The 22,380-nt window shown below is 41.8% G+C and carries 24 protein-coding genes; 13 read left to right on the plus strand and 11 right to left on the minus strand.

What is annotated here, in order from left to right; all coding sequences use genetic code 11:
• The first annotated feature begins 41 nt into the window (after positions 1–41).
• Positions 42–1,577, plus strand: a complete 1,536-nt coding sequence (locus AB4486_RS09160) for a PepSY-associated TM helix domain-containing protein (RefSeq protein ID WP_372117003.1) — start codon at positions 42–44, stop codon at positions 1,575–1,577.
• Positions 1,578–1,688: 111 nt separating this feature from the next.
• Here AB4486_RS09160 and AB4486_RS09165 read toward each other — a convergent pair whose 3' ends face one another.
• Positions 1,689–2,072: a VOC family protein gene (locus tag AB4486_RS09165; RefSeq protein WP_017069423.1), complete on the minus strand. Its 384-nt coding sequence runs from the start codon at positions 2,070–2,072 to the stop codon at positions 1,689–1,691.
• The gene (locus AB4486_RS09170) at positions 2,072–3,004 is read right to left on the minus strand and encodes a LysR family transcriptional regulator (RefSeq protein WP_065584581.1); all 933 of its coding nucleotides are present in this window, start codon (positions 3,002–3,004) and stop codon (positions 2,072–2,074) included. The genes AB4486_RS09165 and AB4486_RS09170 overlap by 1 nt, the downstream gene beginning before the upstream one ends.
• A gap of 455 nt (positions 3,005–3,459) precedes the next feature.
• Here AB4486_RS09170 and AB4486_RS09175 point away from each other — a divergent pair, with 455 nt between their 5' ends.
• The 3 genes from AB4486_RS09175 to AB4486_RS09185 all read left to right on the plus strand — a co-directional run bounded on the left by AB4486_RS09175 (position 3,460) and on the right by AB4486_RS09185 (position 6,053).
• Positions 3,460–4,653 carry a glycine C-acetyltransferase gene (locus AB4486_RS09175; RefSeq protein ID WP_372117005.1) on the plus strand — a complete coding sequence of 398 codons (1,194 nt, stop codon included), beginning with the start codon at positions 3,460–3,462 and terminating at the stop codon, positions 4,651–4,653.
• Between the two features lie 110 nt (positions 4,654–4,763).
• Positions 4,764–5,795, plus strand: a complete 1,032-nt coding sequence (gene tdh, locus AB4486_RS09180) for an L-threonine 3-dehydrogenase (protein WP_017059546.1) — start codon at positions 4,764–4,766, stop codon at positions 5,793–5,795.
• Positions 5,796–5,903: 108 nt separating this feature from the next.
• Positions 5,904–6,053 carry an L-threonine 3-dehydrogenase gene (locus tag AB4486_RS09185; RefSeq protein ID WP_371958531.1) on the plus strand — a complete coding sequence of 50 codons (150 nt, stop codon included), beginning with the start codon at positions 5,904–5,906 and terminating at the stop codon, positions 6,051–6,053.
• Positions 6,054–6,163: 110 nt separating this feature from the next.
• On the opposite strand, the gene AB4486_RS09190 is transcribed toward AB4486_RS09185, so the two are convergent.
• Positions 6,164–7,201 (minus strand): tyrosine-type recombinase/integrase, encoded by a 1,038-nt coding sequence (locus AB4486_RS09190; protein ID WP_029203706.1) that lies wholly within the window; start codon positions 7,199–7,201, stop codon positions 6,164–6,166.
• Between the two features lie 133 nt (positions 7,202–7,334).
• Here AB4486_RS09190 and AB4486_RS09195 point away from each other — a divergent pair, with 133 nt between their 5' ends.
• From AB4486_RS09195 to AB4486_RS09215, 5 genes are all read left to right on the plus strand, one after another.
• Positions 7,335–7,715, plus strand: coding sequence for a hypothetical protein (locus AB4486_RS09195; RefSeq protein ID WP_016800220.1), 381 nt, complete (start codon positions 7,335–7,337; stop codon positions 7,713–7,715).
• 294 nt (positions 7,716–8,009) lie between these two features.
• A complete protein-coding gene (locus AB4486_RS09200) occupies positions 8,010–8,867 on the plus strand; it encodes an HNH endonuclease (protein WP_102385396.1) in 858 nt (285 codons plus the stop codon).
• A 69-nt stretch (positions 8,868–8,936) separates the two neighbouring features.
• Positions 8,937–10,103, plus strand: coding sequence for an HNH endonuclease (locus AB4486_RS09205; protein WP_102385395.1), 1,167 nt, complete (start codon positions 8,937–8,939; stop codon positions 10,101–10,103).
• Between the two features lie 510 nt (positions 10,104–10,613).
• Positions 10,614–11,852: an AAA family ATPase gene (locus AB4486_RS09210; RefSeq protein WP_372117007.1), complete on the plus strand. Its 1,239-nt coding sequence runs from the start codon at positions 10,614–10,616 to the stop codon at positions 11,850–11,852.
• Positions 11,852–12,433: an HNH endonuclease gene (locus tag AB4486_RS09215; RefSeq protein WP_017040201.1), complete on the plus strand. Its 582-nt coding sequence runs from the start codon at positions 11,852–11,854 to the stop codon at positions 12,431–12,433. Before AB4486_RS09210 ends, AB4486_RS09215 begins: the two co-directional genes overlap by 1 nt.
• A 170-nt stretch (positions 12,434–12,603) precedes the next feature.
• Here the strand turns inward: AB4486_RS09215 and AB4486_RS09220 are convergent, their stop codons facing one another.
• From AB4486_RS09220 to AB4486_RS09235, 4 genes are all read right to left on the minus strand, one after another.
• On the minus strand, positions 12,604–13,314 hold the full coding sequence (locus AB4486_RS09220) for an RES domain-containing protein (protein ID WP_016800228.1): 711 nt from the start codon (positions 13,312–13,314) through the stop codon (positions 12,604–12,606).
• On the minus strand, positions 13,307–14,167 hold the full coding sequence (locus AB4486_RS09225) for a hypothetical protein (RefSeq protein WP_016800229.1): 861 nt from the start codon (positions 14,165–14,167) through the stop codon (positions 13,307–13,309). Before AB4486_RS09225 ends, AB4486_RS09220 begins: the two co-directional genes overlap by 8 nt.
• A gap of 280 nt (positions 14,168–14,447) precedes the next feature.
• Positions 14,448–15,701 (minus strand): Y-family DNA polymerase, encoded by a 1,254-nt coding sequence (locus tag AB4486_RS09230; protein ID WP_017059572.1) that lies wholly within the window; start codon positions 15,699–15,701, stop codon positions 14,448–14,450.
• Entirely contained in the window at positions 15,701–16,111 is a 411-nt protein-coding gene (locus tag AB4486_RS09235; RefSeq protein ID WP_029203707.1) for a LexA family transcriptional regulator, read from the minus strand. The genes AB4486_RS09230 and AB4486_RS09235 overlap by 1 nt, the downstream gene beginning before the upstream one ends.
• Positions 16,112–16,348: 237 nt before the next feature.
• On the opposite strand from AB4486_RS09235, the gene AB4486_RS09240 reads away from it, so the two are divergent.
• A complete protein-coding gene (locus tag AB4486_RS09240) occupies positions 16,349–16,621 on the plus strand; it encodes a hypothetical protein (RefSeq protein WP_372117008.1) in 273 nt (90 codons plus the stop codon).
• Between the two features lie 412 nt (positions 16,622–17,033).
• Here AB4486_RS09240 and AB4486_RS09245 read toward each other — a convergent pair whose 3' ends face one another.
• From AB4486_RS09245 to AB4486_RS09255, 3 genes are all read right to left on the minus strand, one after another.
• Positions 17,034–17,771, minus strand: a complete 738-nt coding sequence (locus AB4486_RS09245) for a DNA/RNA non-specific endonuclease (RefSeq protein ID WP_016800233.1) — start codon at positions 17,769–17,771, stop codon at positions 17,034–17,036.
• 470 nt (positions 17,772–18,241) lie between these two features.
• The gene (locus tag AB4486_RS09250; RefSeq protein ID WP_016800234.1) at positions 18,242–18,616 is read right to left on the minus strand and encodes a hypothetical protein; all 375 of its coding nucleotides are present in this window, start codon (positions 18,614–18,616) and stop codon (positions 18,242–18,244) included.
• Between the two features lie 83 nt (positions 18,617–18,699).
• A complete protein-coding gene (locus AB4486_RS09255) occupies positions 18,700–19,005 on the minus strand; it encodes a monooxygenase (protein WP_017059571.1) in 306 nt (101 codons plus the stop codon).
• Between the two features lie 150 nt (positions 19,006–19,155).
• On the opposite strand from AB4486_RS09255, the gene AB4486_RS09260 reads away from it, so the two are divergent.
• Positions 19,156–20,061: a LysR family transcriptional regulator gene (locus tag AB4486_RS09260; RefSeq protein WP_029203681.1), complete on the plus strand. Its 906-nt coding sequence runs from the start codon at positions 19,156–19,158 to the stop codon at positions 20,059–20,061.
• 429 nt (positions 20,062–20,490) lie between these two features.
• On the opposite strand, the gene AB4486_RS09265 is transcribed toward AB4486_RS09260, so the two are convergent.
• Entirely contained in the window at positions 20,491–21,117 is a 627-nt protein-coding gene (locus AB4486_RS09265) for a phage repressor protein CI (protein ID WP_016799972.1), read from the minus strand.
• 91 nt (positions 21,118–21,208) lie between these two features.
• Here AB4486_RS09265 and AB4486_RS09270 point away from each other — a divergent pair, with 91 nt between their 5' ends.
• Entirely contained in the window at positions 21,209–21,421 is a 213-nt protein-coding gene (locus tag AB4486_RS09270; protein ID WP_029203682.1) for a hypothetical protein, read from the plus strand.
• A 203-nt stretch (positions 21,422–21,624) separates the two neighbouring features.
• Complete coding sequence (locus AB4486_RS09275; RefSeq protein WP_318276423.1) at positions 21,625–22,047, plus strand: phage regulatory CII family protein; 423 nt, start codon at positions 21,625–21,627, stop codon at positions 22,045–22,047.
• Positions 22,048–22,380 lie beyond the last annotated feature (333 nt).

The raw sequence follows: 22,380 nt of genomic DNA on the forward strand, positions 1-22,380 counted from the left end.
TTTTTCAGAAGGTATGTTTGCGTGTGTCAAAGGAAATTATAATGTTGAGAAATGAATCTCAAACCCCTGCGAAAGCACAAGCAACTTCGCAGTCTAAAAGCAGTGCAACAACCGGTTCGGAAACCAATATAAAAAGCAAAGACCGCAATAAAACCCTCTATTTCCTCACATGGCGCTGGCACTTCTATGCTGGGCTATTTGTTATCCCGTTTATGTTAATGCTGAGCATTACAGGTTTGGTGATGCTGTTTGATGATGAAATCGAATTGACTTTCCACCACGAAGCCCTAGAGATTGTTGCATCGGGCGAGCCGATTAAAGTGTCACAACAGTTAGCTGCAGTACAACTTCAATACCCACAAGGTTCGGTTACCCAGTTTGTTCCGAGCAAAGCTCCTGATCTGGCTAACCGCTTTTCGGTAGCACTTGTAGACGGCACATCGGTCTTCGCCACGGTAAATCAATATACGGGCGAAGTGGTCGGAGAGATTCCGCGTAGCGACAGCCTGTACCAACTCGCGAATGACATTCACGGCACTTTGTTGATTGGTGATTGGGGTGATTATCTAATTGAAGTCGCAATAAGCTTGTCTATTCTGTTGCTCATCAGTGGTATTTACTTATGGTTACCTAGAGATAACGCGAGCCGCGCTGGTTTTCTTAAGCTTCGATTTGGTTCAGGAACGCGTATTTTAATGCGTGATCTGCATGCGAACATTGGAGGTGTGTTATCGCTCGTTCTGTTGTTGTTTATTCTGTCTGGATTGGCTTGGACAGGCTTCTGGGGCGGTAAATTAGTTCAAGCATGGAGCACTTTCCCTGCTCAAATGTGGGACGATATTCCGCTGTCTGATAAGACGCACACATCGCTTAACCATGGCTCAGAGGAAGAACTTCCATGGAATCTAGAACAAACACCGCTGCCGTTGTCTCAAGATAAGCCTGCAGAACATGTACATCACGTGGAAGAGGCATCTGAACCTCATGATCACTCTAAGATGGGCGAAGACCACTCTCAACATGTGATGTCAGCAAGCAGTTTCGGGATTGATGATGTTATCCAAAAAGCGCACTCACTTGGTTTCACTCAATACAAGGTGAATTTCCCGCGTTCAGAAACAGGTGTTTACACGGTCACAGCCAACACTATGGGCGGTGACATCATTGATCCAACGCAGGATCGTACTACGCACCTCGACCAATACTCAGGTCGTATTCTGGGTGAGGTGACATGGCAAGATTATAACTTCATTGCCAAAACGTTAGCGGTAGGTATTTCATTGCATCAAGGTGACATCAACATCATTAACAAGCTTCTAAATGCTTTGTTTTGTTTGGCGTTCATTGTTGTGTCCGTGACTGGCGGTGTGATGTGGTGGATACGTAGACCTTCAGGTCAAAGAAAGCTTGGCACGCCACCGAAGTTTGGCGATGCAGGGCTTTGGAAGACAGGTTTAGTGATCGTGATAGTTATTTCAGTACTGTTTCCACTGGCGGGAGCGACGATCGTGACAGCAATGCTGCTGGATTGGTTACTATTTTCACGCGTTGAGAAATTCAAGACGGCATTGAGTTAATTGATATACAAACTGACCTCCTTTTTCAGGAGGTCAGTTTCATTATTCAGATGACATGCTCTGTTTATTAAGAAGACGTTAGACTTGTACAGCTCTATATTTGATAAAGCTCTAGATTTCATAAAGCTCTAACGGAAGCCCGTCAGGGTCGGCAAAAAAAGTAAATGCTTTACCTGTAAATTCATCAATTCGGATCTGTTCGACTTCGATTCTTTGTTCTTCCAAATAGCTTTTGATTTGTTGAACGTCATCAACACAAAAAGCTAAGTGTCTTAGCCCTTGAGCTTCAGGAAAGCTAGGCCTTTCTGGCGCGTTAGGGAAGCTGAATAGTTCTATTTGAGCACCATTAGGTAGCGCTAAATCAAGTTTGTACGACTGGCGAGCCTCACGATAGTTTTCGGCAATTATCTCAAGTTTCAAAATCTCAGTGTAAAAGTGTTTCGACGCGTCGTAGTTTGAACAGATTATGGCCGCGTGGTGTATTCCTTTCAGCATCAGTTTATTTCTCCTGCCAACTTGTCACCTAAGTGCTTCATGGCGTAATCAATGAATACACGCAGTCGTGCGGGCATATACTTGGTTTGAGCAAATTGCATCGCGATAGCACCATGGTAGTTACTCTTGATGGTCCAATCTTCCAACACTTGTACTACAGACCCTTCAGCCAACGCATCTTGAATCACGAAGTCATGGAAAATACCGACGCCTAGACCTTCTTTCACACCTTTCAGTCGCATCTGCGAGTGGTTAACTGCGTAACGTCCACTGACGGGTACTGTGTGAAATTCATCATCTTTAAGAAAATCCCAAATGTGATCTTTGTCTGTCTCTGCAAGATACAAACAGTCGTGTTCAGACAGCTCGGTAGGGTGGTGAGGAATCCCCTTGGCATCTAAATAGTCAGGGCTTGCACACAACACGAGGTTTGTTTTTCCTAACTCTTTCAATACTAAGCTTTCGTCGGGCTTATCAGTCAGGCGGAAAGCAATGTCGATGCCTTGACGTAAAATATCGATGTCGCCGTCAGCCGCTCTCAATTTAAGTTGGATTTCTGGATACTGATTTAAGAATGGAACAACGAAAGGCTGCAATACCGAATTCAAGAAGGCTTCAGGCGCCGCTACCGTTATCGAGCCTGCAGGTTCGGTATGGTCGGAGGTAGACAGTTCAACGGCTTGTTGCGCTGCGTTGATCATCACCACACTCTGATCATAAACCAATTGACCCGCTTGCGTAATGATAAGGGTACGAGTGGTACGCTCAAACAGTTTCACCGATAGCGCTTTTTCCAAGCGGGTGATGAGCTTACTCAAGGCTGATGGTGTCACGCCTAACTGTTTTGCTGCAGCCGTAAAACTACCTTCGTTAACCACCAAAATGAACGAGGCGAGATCCGGAAGCAGGGCGATGAGTTTTGGGTTAATCATAAGTATCCAGTTAAGCTAGTTTCAACGATGAACTTAATGGTCATTGTGAGCGATTTACTTTGATTTGTGAATCAATTTCATTAATTGATTGACGTGATTGCTCTGATAGGTTGTTGTGTTTGAAGCTCATCTGTATAGCGGCGTTGCTGCTGCGCATTCTGAGATGAAAAATTGAGATTTGATATGAAAGCGAAATTAGACGGAAATTATAGCTAATTTGGCGTTTAAAAAAGCAGGTGAAGGGCGTTTATGTGCCCTGCGTCACTGGGATGAACTATTATTCGTGCCTGTGATTCATTAATGTTTTTCCAACTAAAGGGATAATCGAGAAGGAGATGTTCAACTAGAATAGGGGTATAAGTTTTACAGTGTAAATGATCGAATTGAAATCGTTTACATCCCCTACATAATGCGGCGCGCGATGCTGCTGAATAATAATTAGGAAGGAATAGACAATGTCTTCTGCATTTTACCAACAGATTCAAACTCAAATCGAAGAAGTTAAAGAAGAAGGTCTTTACAAGTCTGAGCGCATTATCACTTCTGCACAAAAAGCAGCGGTTTCTATCTCGACTGGTGAAGAAGTACTAAACTTCTGTGCAAACAACTACTTAGGTCTTGCTAACCACCCAGCTCTTATCGAAGCAGCTAAAGATGGTATGGATCAGCACGGCTTTGGTATGGCTTCAGTACGTTTCATCTGTGGTACTCAAGACTCTCACAAAGAACTAGAGCAAAAGCTATCTTCGTTCCTTGGTAAAGAAGACACTATCCTTTACACATCTTGCTTTGATGCAAACGCTGGCCTATTCGAAACGATTCTAGGCAAAGAAGACGCAATCATTTCTGATGCTCTAAACCACGCATCTATCATTGATGGTGTTCGTCTGTGTAAAGCAATGCGCTTCCGTTACTCGAACAACAACATGGAAGAGCTAGAGCAACAACTTATCGCAGCTAAAGAAGCGGGCGCTCGTCACACGCTTATCGTAACTGACGGTGTGTTCTCAATGGACGGCGTAGTCGCTAACCTTCCTGCTATCTGTGACCTTGCTGACAAGTACGGCGCACTAGTGATGGTTGATGATTCTCACGCAGTGGGCTTCATGGGCGAAAACGGAGCGGGTACTCACGAGTTCCACAACGTTGTAGACCGTATCGATATCATCACTGGTACTCTTGGTAAAGCAATGGGTGGCGCTTCAGGCGGTTACACTTCTGGTAAGAAAGAAGTGATCGACTGGCTACGTCAGCGTTCTCGTCCATACCTATTCTCTAACTCTGTTGCTCCTGCAATCGTATCTGCGTCTATCCGCGTTCTAGATCTTCTTGCGGAATCTGGCGACCTACGTACTCAACTATGGGAAAACTCTGCTCACTTCCGTACTCGCATGGAAGAAGCTGGCTTCACTATGGGCGGTGCAGACCACGCAATCATCCCAATCATGCTTGGTGATGCAAAAGTAGCGGCTGAGTTCGCTGAGCGCGCACTAGAGAAAGGCATCTACGTTGTAGGTTTCTCTTTCCCTGTAGTACCAAAAGGTCAAGCTCGTATCCGTACGCAAATGTCTGCTGCACACTCTCGTGAGCAACTAGACCGCGCAATCGATGCGTTCATCCAAGTTGGTAAAGACATGGGTATCATCTAATTTTAAAGGGGTGCCACGAGCATCCTTTAATTAGATAGAACAACATCCAGTAGAACATATAGATTTTTGATTCTCGCCTTACAGTTAGGCGAGATGAACTAGGTAACATTATGAAAATTAAAGCACTTTCTAAGCTAAAGCCTGAAGAAGGCATTTGGATGACCGAGGTTGAAAAACCTGAAATGGGTCATAATGATCTTCTTATTCGTATTAAGAAAACCGCAATTTGTGGTACTGACGTACATATCTACAACTGGGATGAGTGGTCACAAAACACAATCCCAGTACCTATGGTAGTAGGTCACGAATACGTGGGTGAAGTTGTTGGCATTGGCCAAGAAGTTCGTGGTTTTGAAATCGGCGACCGTGTATCTGGCGAAGGTCACATCACATGTGGTCACTGTCGTAACTGTCGTGGCGGCCGTACTCACCTTTGTCGTAACACAACAGGTGTTGGTGTTAACCGCACTGGTGCGTTCTCTGAGTTCCTTGTGATCCCTGCGTTCAACGCATTTAAGATCCCTGCAGAAATCTCTGACGATCTAGCTTCAATCTTTGACCCGTTTGGTAACGCAGTACACACAGCACTTTCTTTCGACCTAGTTGGCGAAGACGTGCTAATTACTGGTGCTGGCCCAATCGGTATCATGGCTGCAGCTGTTGCTAAGCACGTTGGTGCTCGTCACGTTGTAATCACTGATGTAAACGAGTACCGCCTAGATCTTGCTAAGAAAATGGGTGTGACTCGCGCAGTAAACGTGATGGAAGAGAAGCTTGAAGACGTAATGTCTGATCTTGGCATGACTGAAGGCTTCGATGTAGGCCTAGAAATGTCTGGTAACCCATCTGCGTTCAACAGCATGCTGACTAACATGAACCACGGCGGTAAGATCTCTCTACTAGGTATTCCACCATCAGACATGGCAGTAGACTGGAACCAAGTAATCTTTAAAGGCTTGGTTATCAAAGGTATCTACGGTCGTGAAATGTTCGAAACTTGGTACAAGATGGCTTCTTTGATTCAATCTGGCCTAGATCTAACACCAATTATTACTCACCACTACAAAGTGGACGACTTCCAGAAAGGCTTCGACATGATGCGATCTGGTATGTCTGGTAAGGTAATTTTAGACTGGGAGTAGGATACTACCGGTTTTGAATATCAGAAGGCAACAGGTAAAACTGTTGCCTTTTTTGTCGCCATTCTTAATTGATAATTAATTTAAACTATTGATATTTAGTGGTTATTTTTGTTTTTTCATATAGTGGCAAGTTTGATTCAATCAGGGTTAGACCTATCACCAATCATTACTCATCACTTTAAAATTGATGATTTCCAAACTGGCTTCGATGCTATGCGTAGTGGGCTTTCTGGCAAGGTTATCCTTGATTGGGAATAGAAAAAATTAGGCTCTAAATAGCAAAAGGCGACAGTGAAAATGTCGCCTTTTTTACGAATAAAACCGCTAAATAACGGTCGATTACAGTGTCTGCCGCCACTTTGTCGCCATTAATTCTCTAATGGATTGAGGTGTACAGCTTGTATCAAATGTTCTGGAGCAAAATGAGAATACGCCATTGTCTGCTCAATCTTAGTATGCCCAAGAATACGCTGTAACACCAAGATATCCCCTTTGTTCATCATAAAATGCGAAGCAAAGGTATGCCGTAGAACATGCGTCGCTTGCCCACTCGGAACGTGCTCTGGTAAAGCTTTTTTAATGTAGCGCCAGGCGTCCTTGTAACTCGTGTTAAAAATTTCATGGTCGCTCACGGCGATATCTAAGATCTCTTGATATAAAGCTGGTGAGATGGGCACACTTCGATTCCTCTTACCTTTTGTCTCGGTGTAAGTCAGTTTAAATTCAGCTACCTGTGAACGGGTAAGAGTTAGAGCTTCACTTATACGGGCACCGGTGGCTAAGCAAATCTTAGAAATTACAATGAGCTGCGGAATCGAGACTGTAATGACTCGGTTGAAATTTTTCAGGTTAACTAAGAACTCTTCAATTTGTGGCTTGGTTAGATATGCTAGGTTCTTCTCACTTGTTTTGATTGTTTCGATAGCTTCAAGTGGATTGGGGTATTTCCATTGATTGTACTTAATCAGTTTCTTGAACATTCCCTTTAGATAAATCAATTCCGTGTTATGTGTTGTTGGTGAAATCTTAATAGATTTATTTTTGCCACGGTAGGGTATTCGCGCTGCACGATAGTCTAAGTAGTCTCGTTCTTTAAGGTGGGAGGCAATTGGATTCCCTAATTCTTCAATTGTCTTGGCTATTAGCTCCCGAGCTTGTTTACCCGATTTCAACGTATGACCGTGTATGGTCCACCAAGTGTCTAACAGTTCGCTCATTCTACGGTGATCGGTTTTACTTCCCATCCATGGCTTATCGTCAATCTCCTTCATCGTGTGAAGCTCAAAAGCCTTTGCTTCTCCCTTAGTCGTAAACTTTTTACGAACACGTTTCCCCGTTCGCCCATTCGGGTAACATTCGCAGAGCCAAGGTTTGGTAGAACCATCTTTTAAATTGCGGATAGACATAATAAAGCCTAAAATCACTGTATGTAAAAACAGCATAATTAGAGCTGAAACGTAGAACAATGTTTTATATCGGACAAAAAGCACAGGTTAGGCTCCTATCTCAAAGTGCTAAGAAAGCTAATAGGTTATTGCTGTGTATCAATCAATTCATGTGACTGCTGGCTACAGTCATTTCAAAATCAACAGTGATGGTCCAATTGGAGTAAGTAAGAAGAACCAAGGGGTGATTGATGCGGTTTTGAAACTAGGTAATCGCTTTACGGCACCATTTGGTGGGTTTATAGAAGCTGAAAACGTGATCGGTTTGAAGTGGGTGAAGCTGGTCGATATTAAATATCTGTGTACTGATGAAGAAGCCGAAACTATCGAGTACGTGATACAAAAAGACCACTATGTAGTGGGGACGTATCAAGACCGGAAGTTGTATATTTTATTGTTTGGTGGAGAACCAAAGCACCATCAGATCAAATGCCTTGAACAAGATGGGAAAAATAATGTGTTTGGGTTGTTTTAATGTAGAGGTGATAATTTATAAATCAGTTAGGCCAGAAACTTACAGTCCGTATTGTCGGCTCGATCTTCTAAATTAGCAGGTTGGCTAGCTCATTTTTGCCCCAAAATGTGTTTGAAATAATTTCACTAGTATCCTTATGCCTTTTGTTTGACCTACTTTAAATATTGTTGATAGAGTGCAACTGTTAACATATAAAGTAGAGTTTGGATGAGCAACAAAGATTTGTCAGAAATCCAAGCGAACAGATAGCAAAGGCTACCCAAGAAAGTTGAGTATTTCTATTTAGGTAAGAGTATGGCGAAACGAAAATCCATTCCGAAAAAAGTCAAGGAAACCCTAAGAGAAGAAGTCGGTTTTGGTTGTCCTGTCAGAGACTGTGGTAACCCTTATCTGGAATATCATCATTTCGATCCGCCAGTTCACATCAAGCCGCATAACGACCCAAAAGGGATGATTGCTCTTTGTGCCCACCATCATAACAAAGCGGATGGACGTGCTTACACAAACGAGCAATTACACGAGTTTAAAAAGAATCGAGTTCATTCAAAAAGTGTTAAGGGGAATTTAGAGTGGCTACGGCGTGATATGTTGTCGGTTGTAGGCGGCAACCTTTACTATGAGACACCAATCCCTGTACAAATTGATGGACATAACCTCGTGGCATTTAACCGTGATTCTAATGGTTTTCAAAGGTTAAGCGTAAGCATGCTTAGCCTGTTACCAGAAGAAAGGCTGATTATAGATGAAAATTCATGGGAAAATATTGGGCATCCAATTGATCTTAGGTCACCTCCACAAGGCAAAGAGCTTGAAGTTCGGTATGGTAACGGTGACTTTCTCTATCTACGATTTTTGGAACTATTGACAGATGAACAGTTAAAGTCCAAATATAAGATCTCTGATACTAGCGACTTTATTTTTCCTATTACTGTCGTCGAAATTAATTTCAGTATAGGTGGTACTAATATCGATTTCTCTGATTCGGGTACGCAAGTCTTAGGTATGAACGTTTCATCTAGCGTCATGGTACGCTGCGGTGTTGGATTTTGTATCGAAACAGGCATTCAATGGCAGCAAAACCCAAAGTGGAAACTAGAACAACGTTATGACATACAAGAAGAGAATGTGATTAAGGTAGCGTTTGGCAAATAAACACATACATGTACTCAAGATAAAATCGTTTCTTGGCGGTTTAAGTAGTTAGAACTCGGATAAAATCACATGAATCAAAGAAGAGCTATACCAAGAGCAACTAAACGTAAAGTTGTCGCGAAATATAACAATCAGTGTTGTATGTGCAATGCTTCTGGTGAGTCTGTGCCTTTGGAGTTTTCTACATATTTGCCTTTTCATTTAGGTGGCGATGTTAATGAAGACAATTTACTTTTGCTTTGTCCTAACTGCCATCGAACGATGGATAGAGGTTTTCTTAAGGAAAGCGAATTTGTAGATGTTTTGGGCGAAATACTTAATACTTCGGGTAAATATCAAAACATCGAAAAGTCGGTAGTTTTTGGAGATTCTCAGAGATATGAAGCAGATTTAATTGCTCATACTAGAGTTGGGGAGAAAAGCAAAAAAACTTTGATAGAGTGTAAATCATTTCGCTCCATGTCAAAAAACTTGGCTTCAAGTGCGATTGCTCAGTTAAAAGCTATGGCGGGTGAATTGCCTGAAGCAGAGTTGGTGCTTGCTGTATACGGTCGATTGACGGATGAAATACGGGAAAAAATTAAACTAGAAGGCATTCAGGTTTGGGATCTTGAATACTTTGCGGAGCATTACAGTAAGGAAATTAATTCTATTAGCAGCCCAATAATGCGTATGCTTATTGGTTCAAATAATGCGTCAATATTGCTTTCGAAAAGTAAGGTACTTCTCAATAAATTAAAAAGCTGCATTCCTGGCCGAAAGGATTGTTATGTATATCAGAGCCTTGTTGGTGAAATTATTGAAGAAGTATTTTGTCCTCCCTTACAGAAACCATTGGGAGAAAGTAGCGATCACTCTAAAGCTAACCGCCGTGATTTTATAATCCCTAACTATGCTAATGAAGGGTTCTGGGCATTCTTAAGAGAAAAATACAATGCAGATTATATTGTTGTTGATGCAAAAAACTATACACGCAAAGTTAAAAAATCCGATGTTTTACAAGTTGCTAACTATCTGAAACCTCATGGTGCGGGGATGTTTGGGCTAATATTCAGCCGAAATGGTGGTGATAGTCGAGGTTGCGAACAGACCTTACGAGAACAGTGGATGGTTCACAACAAAATGATAGTAGTTTTGGATGACGAAGATGTCGAGAATATCCTTATATCATCTACTGTAAGTGATGCTACCGACGTTATCGGACGGAAGATTGAGGAGTTTAGATTATCTATGTGACGAGTTCCACAAAGTATTCTAGCGTTCCTAGTTGGTTTTGCTGTCTACAGTGCACCTTCAGGTTAGATAGTCGTGTTGCTCATATCATCCTTGGACAGCAAAGTTCCATACGAAAAGTAATGTATCATTGCCTAAATTAGCAATGTCGCTAACACAGTTTTGTCCAGAGGCTTCATAGACCTGAAGTTTTACTCGTGGCACTTTTCTCAAAAAGTGCCAGCTAGCTCAGATCTGCCCCTTTTCTTGCTAGCGAAAGCTAACGGCCCACATCTCATCCCGAGAATTTTCGATAGATTTTCTAATACCAATCGTGAGGTGTGTAGGAAATACCCACACTTTGTCGTATTTTCTCGTTCGTGATTTTGGAATGTATGATTATACTCTATTCAAAACATGCGCTTATGCTAAGTCCAAGCGTCCAGCGGATGCGAAAAAAATCCTAAAGTGGGGTGTCTAATTACCCCTCTTTGGGAGCTAATAAATTGTTATACTGCATGAATAAGGAATCGTATGTATATCAAGAAAATATGTTTAAACGAATGGCAACAATTTCAAGAAGTTGATATCGAATTTCATGATCGAGTAACGATATTGACTGGCGGTAATGGTAGTGGAAAAACAACCATTCTAAATATTTTAGCTAAGCACTGTGGCTGGAATAGCGTTTCATTAGCTACACCTAAAACAGAATCTAGTACAGGAATAGTTAAATATTTCTTTCGATTTTTTTCAGGCGTAGATAAAGGGAGCAATAACTCTATTGGAAGAATTATATACTCTAACAATGTGAATTCTCCATTAGTAGTGAACAACGGCAATTCAGCGCAATATCATGTCCAGATTCAGCAACAACAAAACCTTCATTCTTTTTATATACCTTCGCATAGACCTATATTTAAATACCAACAAGTAGGAAGTATTCCAACCACCAAGAAAAATAAGCAAAATGCCTTTCAAGAAGTTTCTCAAAGTAATATGCAAAGATATCAGGGGAATGGAGGGCAATCTAGTAGCTTTTTTATGAAAAATACCCTGATAGGCTGGGTAATTCAAGGCTATGGCGTTCATAACGCCCACAAGGCAATCATGCCATCAGATGACGAACAAATACAAAATTTTGAAGGATTTCAAAATGTTTTAAGAAAAATACTACCTGCAAGTATCGGGTTCGAAGAAATCGAAATTCGAAACATGGAGGTGGTTTTTGTTTGTAACGGAGGTAATGATGAGTTTGTATTGGAAACAGCTTCTGGTGGTATTAGCGCCTTAATAGATATAGCTTGGCAAATCTACATGTTTTCAACTAAAGAAAAGTCTGACTTTACAGTGATTATTGATGAAGTTGAAAACCATTTACACCCGATAATGCAAAGAAAAGTCTTGCCTGATCTAGTAAATGCTTTTCCGAATGCGAGATTTATTGTTTCAACTCATAGCCCTTTAGTTGTTGGTTCTGTTAAAGACTCCGCAGTATATGCGTTAAAGCATAATTCGGCAGGCAAAGTTGATTCACATCAACTTGATTTACATCACCAAGCAAAGAATGCTATTGAAGTGCTTGATGAAATTTTAGGCGTGTCTTTCACAATGCCTATATGGGTGGAAGATAAACTAAATTCGATTAATAAAAAATATGAGTCTAGTTCTGCTGACCCACAGGTATTTACGTTAATGCGTCAAGATTTGGCTGAGATCGGTCTTGAAAAGTTACTCCCTCAAGCTATTGAAAAATTCATGGAGGGAAAATAGTGATTAGATTATTTCGCCCAAACTGCCCAAACCCAGCCGCCCTTGCAGCGAGCAACTACAAGCATCCTGTTAATAAGGCTGCGTTAAAGGACGCAAACAATGATAAATGTATGTATTGTGAGTGCAAAATTTCTCATATCGATTTTGCTCATGTGGAGCACATCAAACCAAAAGCCGAAGACAAATACCCTGAACTAATGTTTGCTTGGGAAAACCTTGGATACGCATGTCCAAAATGTAACAACTCAAAATCAGATAAATATCATGAAGATACTCCCTATATAAACCCATATGATGAAGACCCTGAACAGCATCTCGTAGCTTATGGAACCTACTTATTCTCAAAGAACGGGAGTGAACGAGGAGATTTGACAATAAATGACCTGAACCTTAACAGACCGGAGCTTCTAGAAAAGAGACAGGTTAAAATTGAAGAGATCAAACGTACTATTGATGCTTGTTTTAGAACATCTTCTAAAGCTTTACGTGAAGCAGCACTAGCCGAGCTTCAAAAAGAAGCTGAAGCAGATAAAGAGCTGTCATTGTTCGTTAAATCATATATGTTGCTAAATGCAGCATAACACATATGAGCCTTTTTCCTGTCAATAGGCAATCTACTTCGTTTTCCCCAAACTAAAGTTATCCGAAGAGATCGCATTGGAGCAAAAGGTCTAACAGGGTTTTGTCCAAAAGCTTCTCTGGTTGAATTTTTACCCGTGGCACTTTTAACGCGAAAGTGCCACGCTAACATTTAAAGTAGCGATGCTAGATCTGAAGATATGGTTAAGTGGTCATTCTGTACAGCTTGGTGTAAATAAGGCTTCCATGTAGCGATATCCTCCAAAGCATCCACTTCTAAATGTATGTCTCCCTCCCGCTTTGGTCCAAAAATCACGTATACTGGGACAATATTTCCTTGTTGAACACTATCCCAAACTAAGCCATCTACATTGGGGTAGGTATTATGAATGTGCTTAGCTAGCGTTCTTGCTATATCCAAGCATTTCAGCTGAGATTTGTTAAACAAATCATCAAAACTAATATCCCAAAATGCTTCGGCCCCGCCTTTCAGATATGCAGCTCTACAATCAGCAAAGGTTAGCTCCTTTCTAAAAGAGATTGTAGCCACAGCGAGATTTTGAAACTCTTTGGATGATAACGTTACTACTGAATCTGTAGCAAGTGGTCGTAGTACCGTTTCAAAATAGGCCGTTTCTCTAGTTGGTGCTATATACAGAGCAGGGACTGCTTTGTCGTTAGAGCGGAATGGCGAAAAGCGACCAGCGGTGACCGTACCATCAGAGTAGATAGCCCTAATATCACTAGTGAACTTAACTTGTAGAAATGGATTCGGATCTATGGCTGTGTAAGCACGCTCACCATTGTCGTCATATACCTTATTTAATGCACGGTAAAAATGACGACCAGGTTCGATTTTCAGCAGTGGTGGCGCCTTACTCATAGTCTTGCTCTTCTGAAGCAAAGGTTAAGTCACGCAATGTGCTTTGAGACTTAAACAAACCTGCTAGGTATAGCAAATCTTCTTCAAGCTCGGGTCGGCTTATAGCTTGAGCAGGTGTGCACTCCAGATCATCATTGTGAGTTGTTAACCATTTATACACTCCCCAATCATTTAACCCATCAAATATGTGACACAACCTTTCGACTGGCTTGTACACACCAAGACGTTCAGTGTCGAACTGAAACGCTGGGATCTGGATATTACGAGAATTTCCAAAATAAAAGCCGAGTAGCTTCATTTCTTTTTTGAGTTTAGCAACCAATCTTGAAGGATTTGCAGCACTTACTTCTCCAAACAGTACTGATGCTTGCTTTGCTGTAATTAGCGGGAAGTTTTTTGCTCTAGCTTCAATCTCGTTCAAGTCTTTTGCTATTAAATATTGTGTATCATCTGCACTTGTATGTGGCTTAATGGCTTCCTTGAAGTCATCAAAACTTTTCTGAGCATCCTGTTGTAGTAGGCGATACATGTGCTTAACAGAACCATGAGCTATATGATGTTCCATCACACGCATGGCACCACTAACTAATTCTGCTTCCTCAAACCCAAGCTTTACACTTCGGTTAATCACATGAGCTGGAGCCGCAAAGACACGACCGTTTTTAGCTGTCAAATGCTTCCCATTTAATACGACAGTTATGCCCTTATCGAGTAAAGGCTTTGCTTCTCTCAAGCTATTAACGGTCACTGGCTCTTGAATACTGTCATGATCATCATTTTCGTATTCTTGTTCCTCTAACGCCGTTAACTGACATTGTAGAATGTACTGCTCTGCTTCCCTAGAAATTCGCATGGATACTGCCTCGTTAGGTATTATTGTACACCTTAGATCCATAGTAACAACTATGCAAATTATTATTGCCTTTTAGAGATGAGCTACCCCATCAATACTGGCCCCTAAGTTAAACAAATTGCCATACCTGTAGTTATTCATGAATCGCTAATGTAAGGTTTTTATAAACTCATTTATGTCCAGAACCGTCACAGGCTTAATTCTTACCCGTAGCACCTCCTAGCTCGAAAGAGTGTCCAAATGTTTGATAAAAATAGGTTTCGACTCTTCAGATCATTTATTAGCAAAGTACTCTCGGTAGGTCTTTTAACTTTGTCGTGTATTGTGGTGATAAAAAATTGCGCTTCATAGCCCAGTCATGTGTAGTTCCCTGAGCGGCTAGGAATATCGAATCTCGCCCCAACTTGTTATTGAGTTTATCTATGGCTTGCATCAATGCTGGGTTGTCAGGTTCGGAAAATAAGTCCTGTTGACGCTGCCGATCGGATACTAGGTTCATCGCACCTACGCCAATCTTGTAATAGCTGACACCTGGCTTAAACAACCTAGTTGCCATCAACGTCACTGCTTTAGTCAACTTACTTGTATCATTAGTTGGAAATTCAAATGTGCAGGTTTTTTTGAAGTTTTGTGGTATGTCATCGAAAGGTGATGTGTTGGCAAAAGCCATGAGAGTAGCGCATGAGCTCTTTTGATTACGTGCTTTTCTTGCCACTGTGGCAGCGTGAAAGGCGAGGGCTTGTTTTAGCTCTTCAAGTGATGTTATTCGGTTGCCGACACTGCGAGTGCTAAATATCTGTTGTTTGTCCGCTCTGCATTCGTCCCAAACTTTGCAAGGGTGGCCATTTAACTCACGAACGGTGCGTTCAATTTCTACATTGAAAGAGCACCTTGCTTGTTCAGGACTTAAATTCGCAAGATCTAGAGCTGTTTCAATCCCCATCAACTTCATACGTTGTGTCAATCGCCTTCCAACGCCCCAAACTTCAGATACAGGTTGTGATGTCAAATATTGTTGGCGTTTGTCTTCAGAATCAATGATGCAGACACCATTCAACTTTTTATCAACTTTGGCTACTCTGTTTGCCATTTTTGATAGTGTCAAAGTATCACCCGCACCAAAGCAAACGGGCAGTCGACATTCTTTCCAGACCGTTTGACGAATTCGTTGACCGAAAGAGGTTAAGTCTGACTCAACATGTGAAAAACGGCTTATATCTAAAAAGCATTCATCTATTGAGTAAATATGGCTCCTTGGTGAGAACGTCGTAATTGTTGCCATCATTTTTGCAGACAGATCAGCATATAAAGCATAGTTTGATGAAAAAACGTTCACACCACGCTTTTCAATGAGTGTTTTTTGCTTGAAATAGGGCTCAAACTTTTTGACTCCAGCTTCTTTTGCCAACCGATTTGCTGCTACAACTGCACCATCATTGTTTGATAAGACAATACAGGGTAGGTGTCGTAAATCAGGCCGAAATACTTGTTCACAAGCGACATACATAGCGTTGCAATCTATAAGAGCAAACATTACATGAACTCAGGCAACGGTTTATGTAGACGAATAGAACGTATCACAACCCCTTCAATAGCAAAGGCATCTTCTGGATGGATCTCAATAGGTAAGTGATGAGGATTTGCTGACAGCAAAAGCCTGTTATGCAGATCAAGGATTTTGCACATAAATGCACCATTTAAGCTGACGATAACGGTATCAAAATGCTGAGCTTGTGGCTTTCTGTCGATGACTAACAAGTCGCCATTGAAGATGCCAATTCTTTCCATGGAATCTCCGTTAGCATAAGCAAGATATGTAGCATTGGGGTTATTTACCAAGACAGAATCCAGTGAAACACCAAGCTCAACATACTCAGCTGCTGGTGATTCCCAGGAGGTAAGAGAGCAAGAAATACTGGATGGAGAAAGCGGTAGAATGTGCATGTTTACGACCTAAGAACCTATACTGTATAAATATACAGTATAGGTTCTAGGGCCGTCAATGTTTGTAAAACTAAGTGCGGTTTAATTAACCTTTTGTTCGAATTAACAAAGCGTACGTTTAAAAGTTGAGCTTGTTCGAACCCATTAGGTATGCGAGCGACTGCATCGTGATTTTCTTCACATGATGGCAGTCTATTCCAATACTTTAACTGTGAGTGTTTTTATTATTCTGTACGTATGAATACTAAATCAATTTTTCTAGAGTATATCCATCGCGCAAATGCTCATTGCGATAGCTGTTTAAACCAGTTGTTTGTATTGATGACTCAAGCTGTGATGAAGGTCGATTCTGACGATATAGCTTTGCATTTGATGAACGATGTATCGGAGCCCGATTTGTTGTTGCTGATCGTTTTAACCGATATTGATTTAACTACTCAGTATGACGAACTCATACTTGCGATTGCTGTCACTCACGTAAGGAACTTTGAAAGTCATCCACTTCACTAGATCTGTAGCTTGGTGTTCAAAAATGCAGTCGCCTGGACAGTTCATTAGTACAGTCATCCATATAACTTGTTAGTTCTATCACTGGATTGCTAATTTGAAATGGTCTAAATGTATAGGGTCACTTTCACCCTAATATTATATATAGAGTAAAAGTGACCCCCATGAAAACATCCCAAAGCTACGCTTTGAAAGACCTCTATTAGTTCATGAGCGTAGCTCATGGTTGTTCCTAAGGTAATTTAAGTAACTCAATCCTATGAAGAGCTACTTGTTGTAGTGGATTAAATCGCTTAATTACTGATTCGTAGTTACACAGCATGTTGGAAGTCGGATAGTTAAATGGAAGCGCGGCATAGCTACAACTTCGAGCATGTTCTGAGCTGAGCAATTCGAGCCCAAACAACCTTAGTGTTCAACAACCTAAACGTTCCAATATTTCATTACTATCAGCTAAACCACTTGGCAGGGTATATGGAACGATTGATCTCAACTCTGATACTGCCAGCTTTCTAGTGCAGTAATTTGTATCTCTGGTTGTGTGTTGGTTCATGAAAAAGGCTACAGAATTTCCTTTCTCGTCGTACACAATTTTGTAGTAATCCGAGGGTATTGCATGAGGCTCATCAGCTTTTGGTAAAGTATCCATTTCGTTACGGTAGAGAGTCCCCGTAATAACGTACAGGTTCTCTCGAAACCCAACGGCATCCCTAACTGCTTCTTCCAAGTTTTTCCATGCGCCTTGGTTTAAGTCTTTTGCTTGGGGAGTGATATTCGACAAATAGTTAAGAGTAGGCCAATAGCGGCTGCCGACAAAACTGGCTAAGGGAGCCTGATGCCCACGGTCAACATTGAGCTTACTTGAAGCCCCAGTATAATCACCTTTCTCTAATCGCTCAGCTTCAACAAGTAGAGGGTTATTTTTCCAAGTTCGATTAGTTGTTGTTCCGAAGTTAAGAATATCGACTTCATATGCGACCCAATCTGCAAATTGTGTTTTCTTGTTTTGAGAGAGCGTGTATAAACGCTCAAAGATGACAACATTACCGTCAATTTCTAGGCTAGGGCAGCCAATTGGGCAGTTTGGCGTCCGAAATTCAGCAGCACTCAAAATACCTGAGGCTAGCACCGTAATTGCTATCCATGCTTTCATTGTCATTCCTTTAGATGAGCTTCGCCTCAAATTTAGCATAACTATCAAAACGGTAGAAGTAGAGTGGGTTAACGTTTCTGAAACGGGAAGACCCCATTTGGTTTCCTCGTGAGCTTCCTTATTCTGACGTTTTTCACAATTTCGGTCTTCGAGTTGAGGATTAACTGTGTACAGAAGTGGTTTAGTGCCACAAGAAAAAGGCTCTTCACTTGTTGCCCAATTCGTCTGAGTAACTTTTGCCCGAAATGGGTTTCGTTCGATTTACATAACGAGTTACGGTATGAGATTTGACCTAAGTTTTCTTATACATGTATTGCCTCTAAAGTTCAGGCTTTACCACCTAAGCTAGACATCAAGATTTCCGCTTATTTAGTGAACTTAACTTTGGTCTTGATAAATTGGTTGAATACGAAAACACTCGGCATATACCAAGTGCTTTTTGTTTGTGCTTATCCGAACTGAATAACCGTTTAAACTTGCTTACGAACCTGCAACACGCTCAGTACCGATAGTGAAAGGAAAAACGCAGGATCAGTCCAACCAAAGCCAACAAAGATACCAGTGAAAGCCGCATACAGTGTGATGATCGCCCCAAGCATATTGGTTACAACCAAACCTAGGATGAGCTTTTTGGCGCTGAGCCCCGCTTCAATATCTCGTAATAACCAAGTTATCGCTGCGATGCCGCCAAGAAAGATACTGGTGTGCTGAGAGAGAAAATACGCGTATTTATCATTGATCTCTACACCGTACATTGGCCACATGACAGTGGGTAAGAAAAACAGCGCTAAGGCAAACCCTGCGTATATGATGCCGTGTAGGCTTAAAAACATTTTATTGTTCATTTGGTCTATCTCTATTTCGTGTCTTTTGCTATTTCTTCTTTCATTTCACTATTTTTATTTTCACTCAGGAGTGAACGGTTGAACTAGCCGTTGATTGGGCCTTTATTAATGGTAGTTAATGGTTGGTTCACGTCAAAAATCACGCCGCGAACTTTATCCACGCCCATCTCTTTTAAGCGTGCGCTATGCATTGCTAGGTAAGTCTCTGCACTGAGTTGGTCTTCAAAAAGGTAGACTCCACCACCCAGTTTTTTGGCTTGGTTTTCAGTCCAGATTTTCCAGATCAGCCCCGATTCATTGTTGATAGACTTTGCTAGGCCAACGAGTGCGTTCGACATCTCTTCACCAAATGGGCCGTTAAATTCAAAATCGACTTGTAATAATTTCATGGTTATTTCTCCAAACAGATACTTGGTATTGCGCTGAGACTCCTGTCATATCGCAAACATAGGAGGCTTTATTGCCTGTTTAGATATTACCTTTAAAAAATGGACTGGAAAGTTCATAATATTGCCATTAAATGTCAGGATTTTAGACCAATGAGATTAAAGACCACCCTCGACCAATGGCAAACACTCCATGAGATAGATCGTGCTGGTAGCATTCAGGCAGCGGCATTGCAACTCAATAAGAGCCATACCACGCTGATCTATGCGTTGAGAAAACTGGAAAGTCAACTAGGCGTGTCGTTGGTTCAGGTTGAAGGTCGAAGAACGGTGTTATCTGAAGACGGTAAAGCGTTATTGCGCAGGGCTAGCAGCATGCTGGAACAAGCGCGAGAACTAGAGCTGATCAGTGAGCAGTTAGCAAAGGGGGTTGAGTCAGAAATAGTAGTCGCAGTTGATCATTTGTGCTGTCTTGAGCATCTTTATAAGCCGATGGCTAATTTTATGGCAGAGAACAACAGTACATCGATACAAGTGGTAGAAACATCACTGTCGAAGACCACTGAAATGGTCATTCAAGAACTGGCTGATGTTGCCATCATTAATCTACCCATAATCAATTACCCTGCAGAAGCCTTTGGTTTTACCAAGATGGAGCCTGTTGTGGCGAGTTCGCATCCGATAACTAGGGGGACGTCTATATCGCTCAACCAGCTCTCGTCGCTGCCACAAATTGTGGTGAGAGATTTAGGCTCGATTGAAAAACTGGGCGAGAAAAAAGATGTGGGCTGGTTAAAGTCGAGTCAGCGCATTACGGTTGATAATTTCGACCATGCCTTTGGTGCAGTAGAGCAGGGGGTGGGCTATTGCAGGCTGCCTAAGCATATTGTTGATAGCCGAGGTAGTGAGAAACTAACGGTACTGAATGTGGAAAATGGCAGTGGCTATCATGTTCCATTGCATCTGACTTTACCTAAAGGGATAAAAACGGGGCCTGCGACAAAACGTTTTTATGAGTTGCTTCTTGAGTCAGCCTCACCCTTACCTTCTATCTCCTGAGCAACTTCCAAATCAAGTTCGATTTGAAACTAGCGAGGCGGGAGACCGTTCAAGAATAGCACGCCACATTCACCAGTGTAGGGAAGCCTTTCTTCCTCCAACTCGTTGCTATCGTGTTCGAAGAGTTTCAAAGTTATTCTTGTGTAATGTTTAACGAGATTTGGTCTCCAGATTAGTAGTATTGCAATACCTTAGATAATCCATTGTTCTCTAATTTAGTAATGTAACTAGCTCATTTTTGTCCAAAAATGTTTCAGGACTACTTAGAGATTGCACAACGACCAACACTGACCCAAAGACTGCCATAAGGCAGTCTTTGTCTTTGCAAGTGCCACTCCCCACGAGGGAGGGTGATAAGAGGCTCGTTAAGTATCGGTGACGCTATTAATCAAATTAGCTGCAGGGCTCTCAAACAGATGAGTGTAACAGTTAACGCTTTTCTATCACTAACGCGACTCTACCTACAACCCTTACTTCATCTTCTTCGAGGGTTAGAATCGAACCGTTAAAGCTGATGGCTAGCTTTTTGCCTGGTAAGCGCTGGATGTCGTTTAGCGAGAGTAGGCCGTCCATATCAACTAGGTATGTACCGCTTACTGCATGGTGAGATTCTTTATTTATAAGGAACGTAGTAGTTCCATCTTTGATTGCTATTACATTACTCACACCTAACTCGTCTAGAAGAGCTTTATCGAATGCAAGTATCCCTTTCCCAACCAATTTACCGTCGTCAATAGAGAAACAGTCGATATCGAAAAGAGTTTTCGATTCGTTCTTCTTATTAATATGCTTTTGGGTTGGTGTTTTAGGGTACGGTTCGCCTTTATCTAGAAGTAACCATTCAAGTGAGACTCCAGTGCTCAAATGAGTCCTTACTGCAATTTCAAAGGGAGTAAGGTTTCTCTGTCGCCAAGTCGCGATTGTTGATTTTGGGATGCCAAATACGTCTGCTACGTCCTGTTGGCGGTCTGAATTCGTGATATCTATCAACTTCTTGATAATATCTCTACCTCCCAAATACGATATTTGGTCTATTTTAAGTTGCTTGTTATTCATATGTGATCAATAATCGCAATTGAGTTCGAAATGGTGGGGTGCAACTCGTCATTCCGAAATTAAACATTCAATGACCAAGCAGGATATCATTATGCTCTCATATCAAGTAGTCCTAAATACGCCTTTCATGACGTACGACCAATACTCTCAGTTCTCCGGAATGCCGAAACGCACCATCATGGATTGGGTAGCTGATGGTCGCTTACCTATTAAAACTAAAGCAAAAGGTAAAGAAACCCCTCTCATCAATATGGTCATGTTGCTAGAAATGGCAACGCGTGAAACGTTGGAGAGAATGGGGTAAATAGCCATGCGTTTATCTTTCATAACTTCGACCAAAGAGCTTTGTCCGTTGGGGCTAACATTCTTGGTTGGAGTTTCGTTGTCATCTCGTCTTTCTTCAATTGAGTATTGGTTATGAACGGAATTGACTCAATAGGCGAATTTTCTCGCACAAAACAAGGGGCCTTTAATGAGGCGTGTTGCGTGTTCGCTAGGTCAGAGAATATGGCTAGGCTGGCAGAGGTCATAGGGATGAGTCCGACCATGCTGCGGAATAAACTTAATCCTGATCAGCCTCATGTCCTGAGTTGTGTTGAAGCCATCACTCTCGCCAAAGTGAGCGGTAATCACATTATTGTAAACAGCTTACTTCTTGGACTTGGGGTGGTCACCGCTTATATACCGCCCAACACTACCGATGATGCCTTTGTTTTGTGCGCACTAGAGAGCTCGACCCATTCGGGTGAGTTGTCTCGAATGGCTTTGGAGTATGCAGGAAAGCCTAGGCTTACTCGGGCACAGAAATATGAGATTGTTCAGACCGTACACGCGAATATCAGCGGTCAGGTTTTGCTCCTCAATAGTTTGGAAAAACTGAATCAAGGTGTTGGTCTGCTCAAAGCGATAGGGCGGAAAGGTGGGCGCTAGTGGTATATCAGTTTCAAGTATTCATTCGGAGGGGTGATGCTCATTGCTCCGGATCATAAGCCATCTTCTGAAAGGTCTGGTCATGGATTAACAGAGGAAGATAAGCGAAGAGGCCTTCGCTATATCAGGCGCATCCGACGCGAGTTATGTGACCGTCAACTTTCGCCATTATTGGTTGAGTGGATGAGGTTAACGTATCAATTAAGGCATTCGAATCGGGTGTTTGAACAAGTACGGCTGCGAATTCGTTTATTCGGTCTTGAAAAGCGAATGCAAAGAATCAGACAGCGTTGGCTTTAACGCGTTGTCCTTAGCCTGAGTAACGTCATTGGC

This window comes from Vibrio sp. 10N.222.55.C6 (assembly GCF_041473395.1).
Taxonomy (GTDB): Bacteria; Pseudomonadota; Gammaproteobacteria; order Enterobacterales; family Vibrionaceae; genus Vibrio; species Vibrio crassostreae_C.

Excerpts from the sequence above, each read along its gene's own strand:
- AB4486_RS09160 (WP_372117003.1), top strand. The coding sequence starts at position 42 with ATGTTGAGAAATGAATCTCAAACCCCTGCGAAAGCACAAGCAACTTCG.
- AB4486_RS09165 (WP_017069423.1), bottom strand. The coding sequence starts at position 2,072 with ATGCTGAAAGGAATACACCACGCGGCCATAATCTGTTCAAACTACGAC.
- AB4486_RS09170 (WP_065584581.1), bottom strand. The coding sequence starts at position 3,004 with ATGATTAACCCAAAACTCATCGCCCTGCTTCCGGATCTCGCCTCGTTC.
- AB4486_RS09175 (WP_372117005.1), top strand. The coding sequence starts at position 3,460 with ATGTCTTCTGCATTTTACCAACAGATTCAAACTCAAATCGAAGAAGTT.
- tdh (WP_017059546.1), top strand. The coding sequence starts at position 4,764 with ATGAAAATTAAAGCACTTTCTAAGCTAAAGCCTGAAGAAGGCATTTGG.
- AB4486_RS09190 (WP_029203706.1), bottom strand. The coding sequence starts at position 7,201 with ATGTCTATCCGCAATTTAAAAGATGGTTCTACCAAACCTTGGCTCTGC.
- AB4486_RS09200 (WP_102385396.1), top strand. The coding sequence starts at position 8,010 with ATGGCGAAACGAAAATCCATTCCGAAAAAAGTCAAGGAAACCCTAAGA.
- AB4486_RS09205 (WP_102385395.1), top strand. The coding sequence starts at position 8,937 with ATGAATCAAAGAAGAGCTATACCAAGAGCAACTAAACGTAAAGTTGTC.
- AB4486_RS09210 (WP_372117007.1), top strand. The coding sequence starts at position 10,614 with ATGTATATCAAGAAAATATGTTTAAACGAATGGCAACAATTTCAAGAA.
- AB4486_RS09220 (WP_016800228.1), bottom strand. The coding sequence starts at position 13,314 with ATGAGTAAGGCGCCACCACTGCTGAAAATCGAACCTGGTCGTCATTTT.
- AB4486_RS09225 (WP_016800229.1), bottom strand. The coding sequence starts at position 14,167 with ATGCGAATTTCTAGGGAAGCAGAGCAGTACATTCTACAATGTCAGTTA.
- AB4486_RS09230 (WP_017059572.1), bottom strand. The coding sequence starts at position 15,701 with ATGTTTGCTCTTATAGATTGCAACGCTATGTATGTCGCTTGTGAACAA.
- AB4486_RS09235 (WP_029203707.1), bottom strand. The coding sequence starts at position 16,111 with ATGCACATTCTACCGCTTTCTCCATCCAGTATTTCTTGCTCTCTTACC.
- AB4486_RS09240 (WP_372117008.1), top strand. The coding sequence starts at position 16,349 with ATGAATACTAAATCAATTTTTCTAGAGTATATCCATCGCGCAAATGCT.
- AB4486_RS09245 (WP_016800233.1), bottom strand. The coding sequence starts at position 17,771 with ATGAAAGCATGGATAGCAATTACGGTGCTAGCCTCAGGTATTTTGAGT.
- AB4486_RS09250 (WP_016800234.1), bottom strand. The coding sequence starts at position 18,616 with ATGAACAATAAAATGTTTTTAAGCCTACACGGCATCATATACGCAGGG.
- AB4486_RS09255 (WP_017059571.1), bottom strand. The coding sequence starts at position 19,005 with ATGAAATTATTACAAGTCGATTTTGAATTTAACGGCCCATTTGGTGAA.
- AB4486_RS09260 (WP_029203681.1), top strand. The coding sequence starts at position 19,156 with ATGAGATTAAAGACCACCCTCGACCAATGGCAAACACTCCATGAGATA.
- AB4486_RS09265 (WP_016799972.1), bottom strand. The coding sequence starts at position 21,117 with ATGAATAACAAGCAACTTAAAATAGACCAAATATCGTATTTGGGAGGT.
- AB4486_RS09270 (WP_029203682.1), top strand. The coding sequence starts at position 21,209 with ATGCTCTCATATCAAGTAGTCCTAAATACGCCTTTCATGACGTACGAC.
- AB4486_RS09275 (WP_318276423.1), top strand. The coding sequence starts at position 21,625 with ATGGCTAGGCTGGCAGAGGTCATAGGGATGAGTCCGACCATGCTGCGG.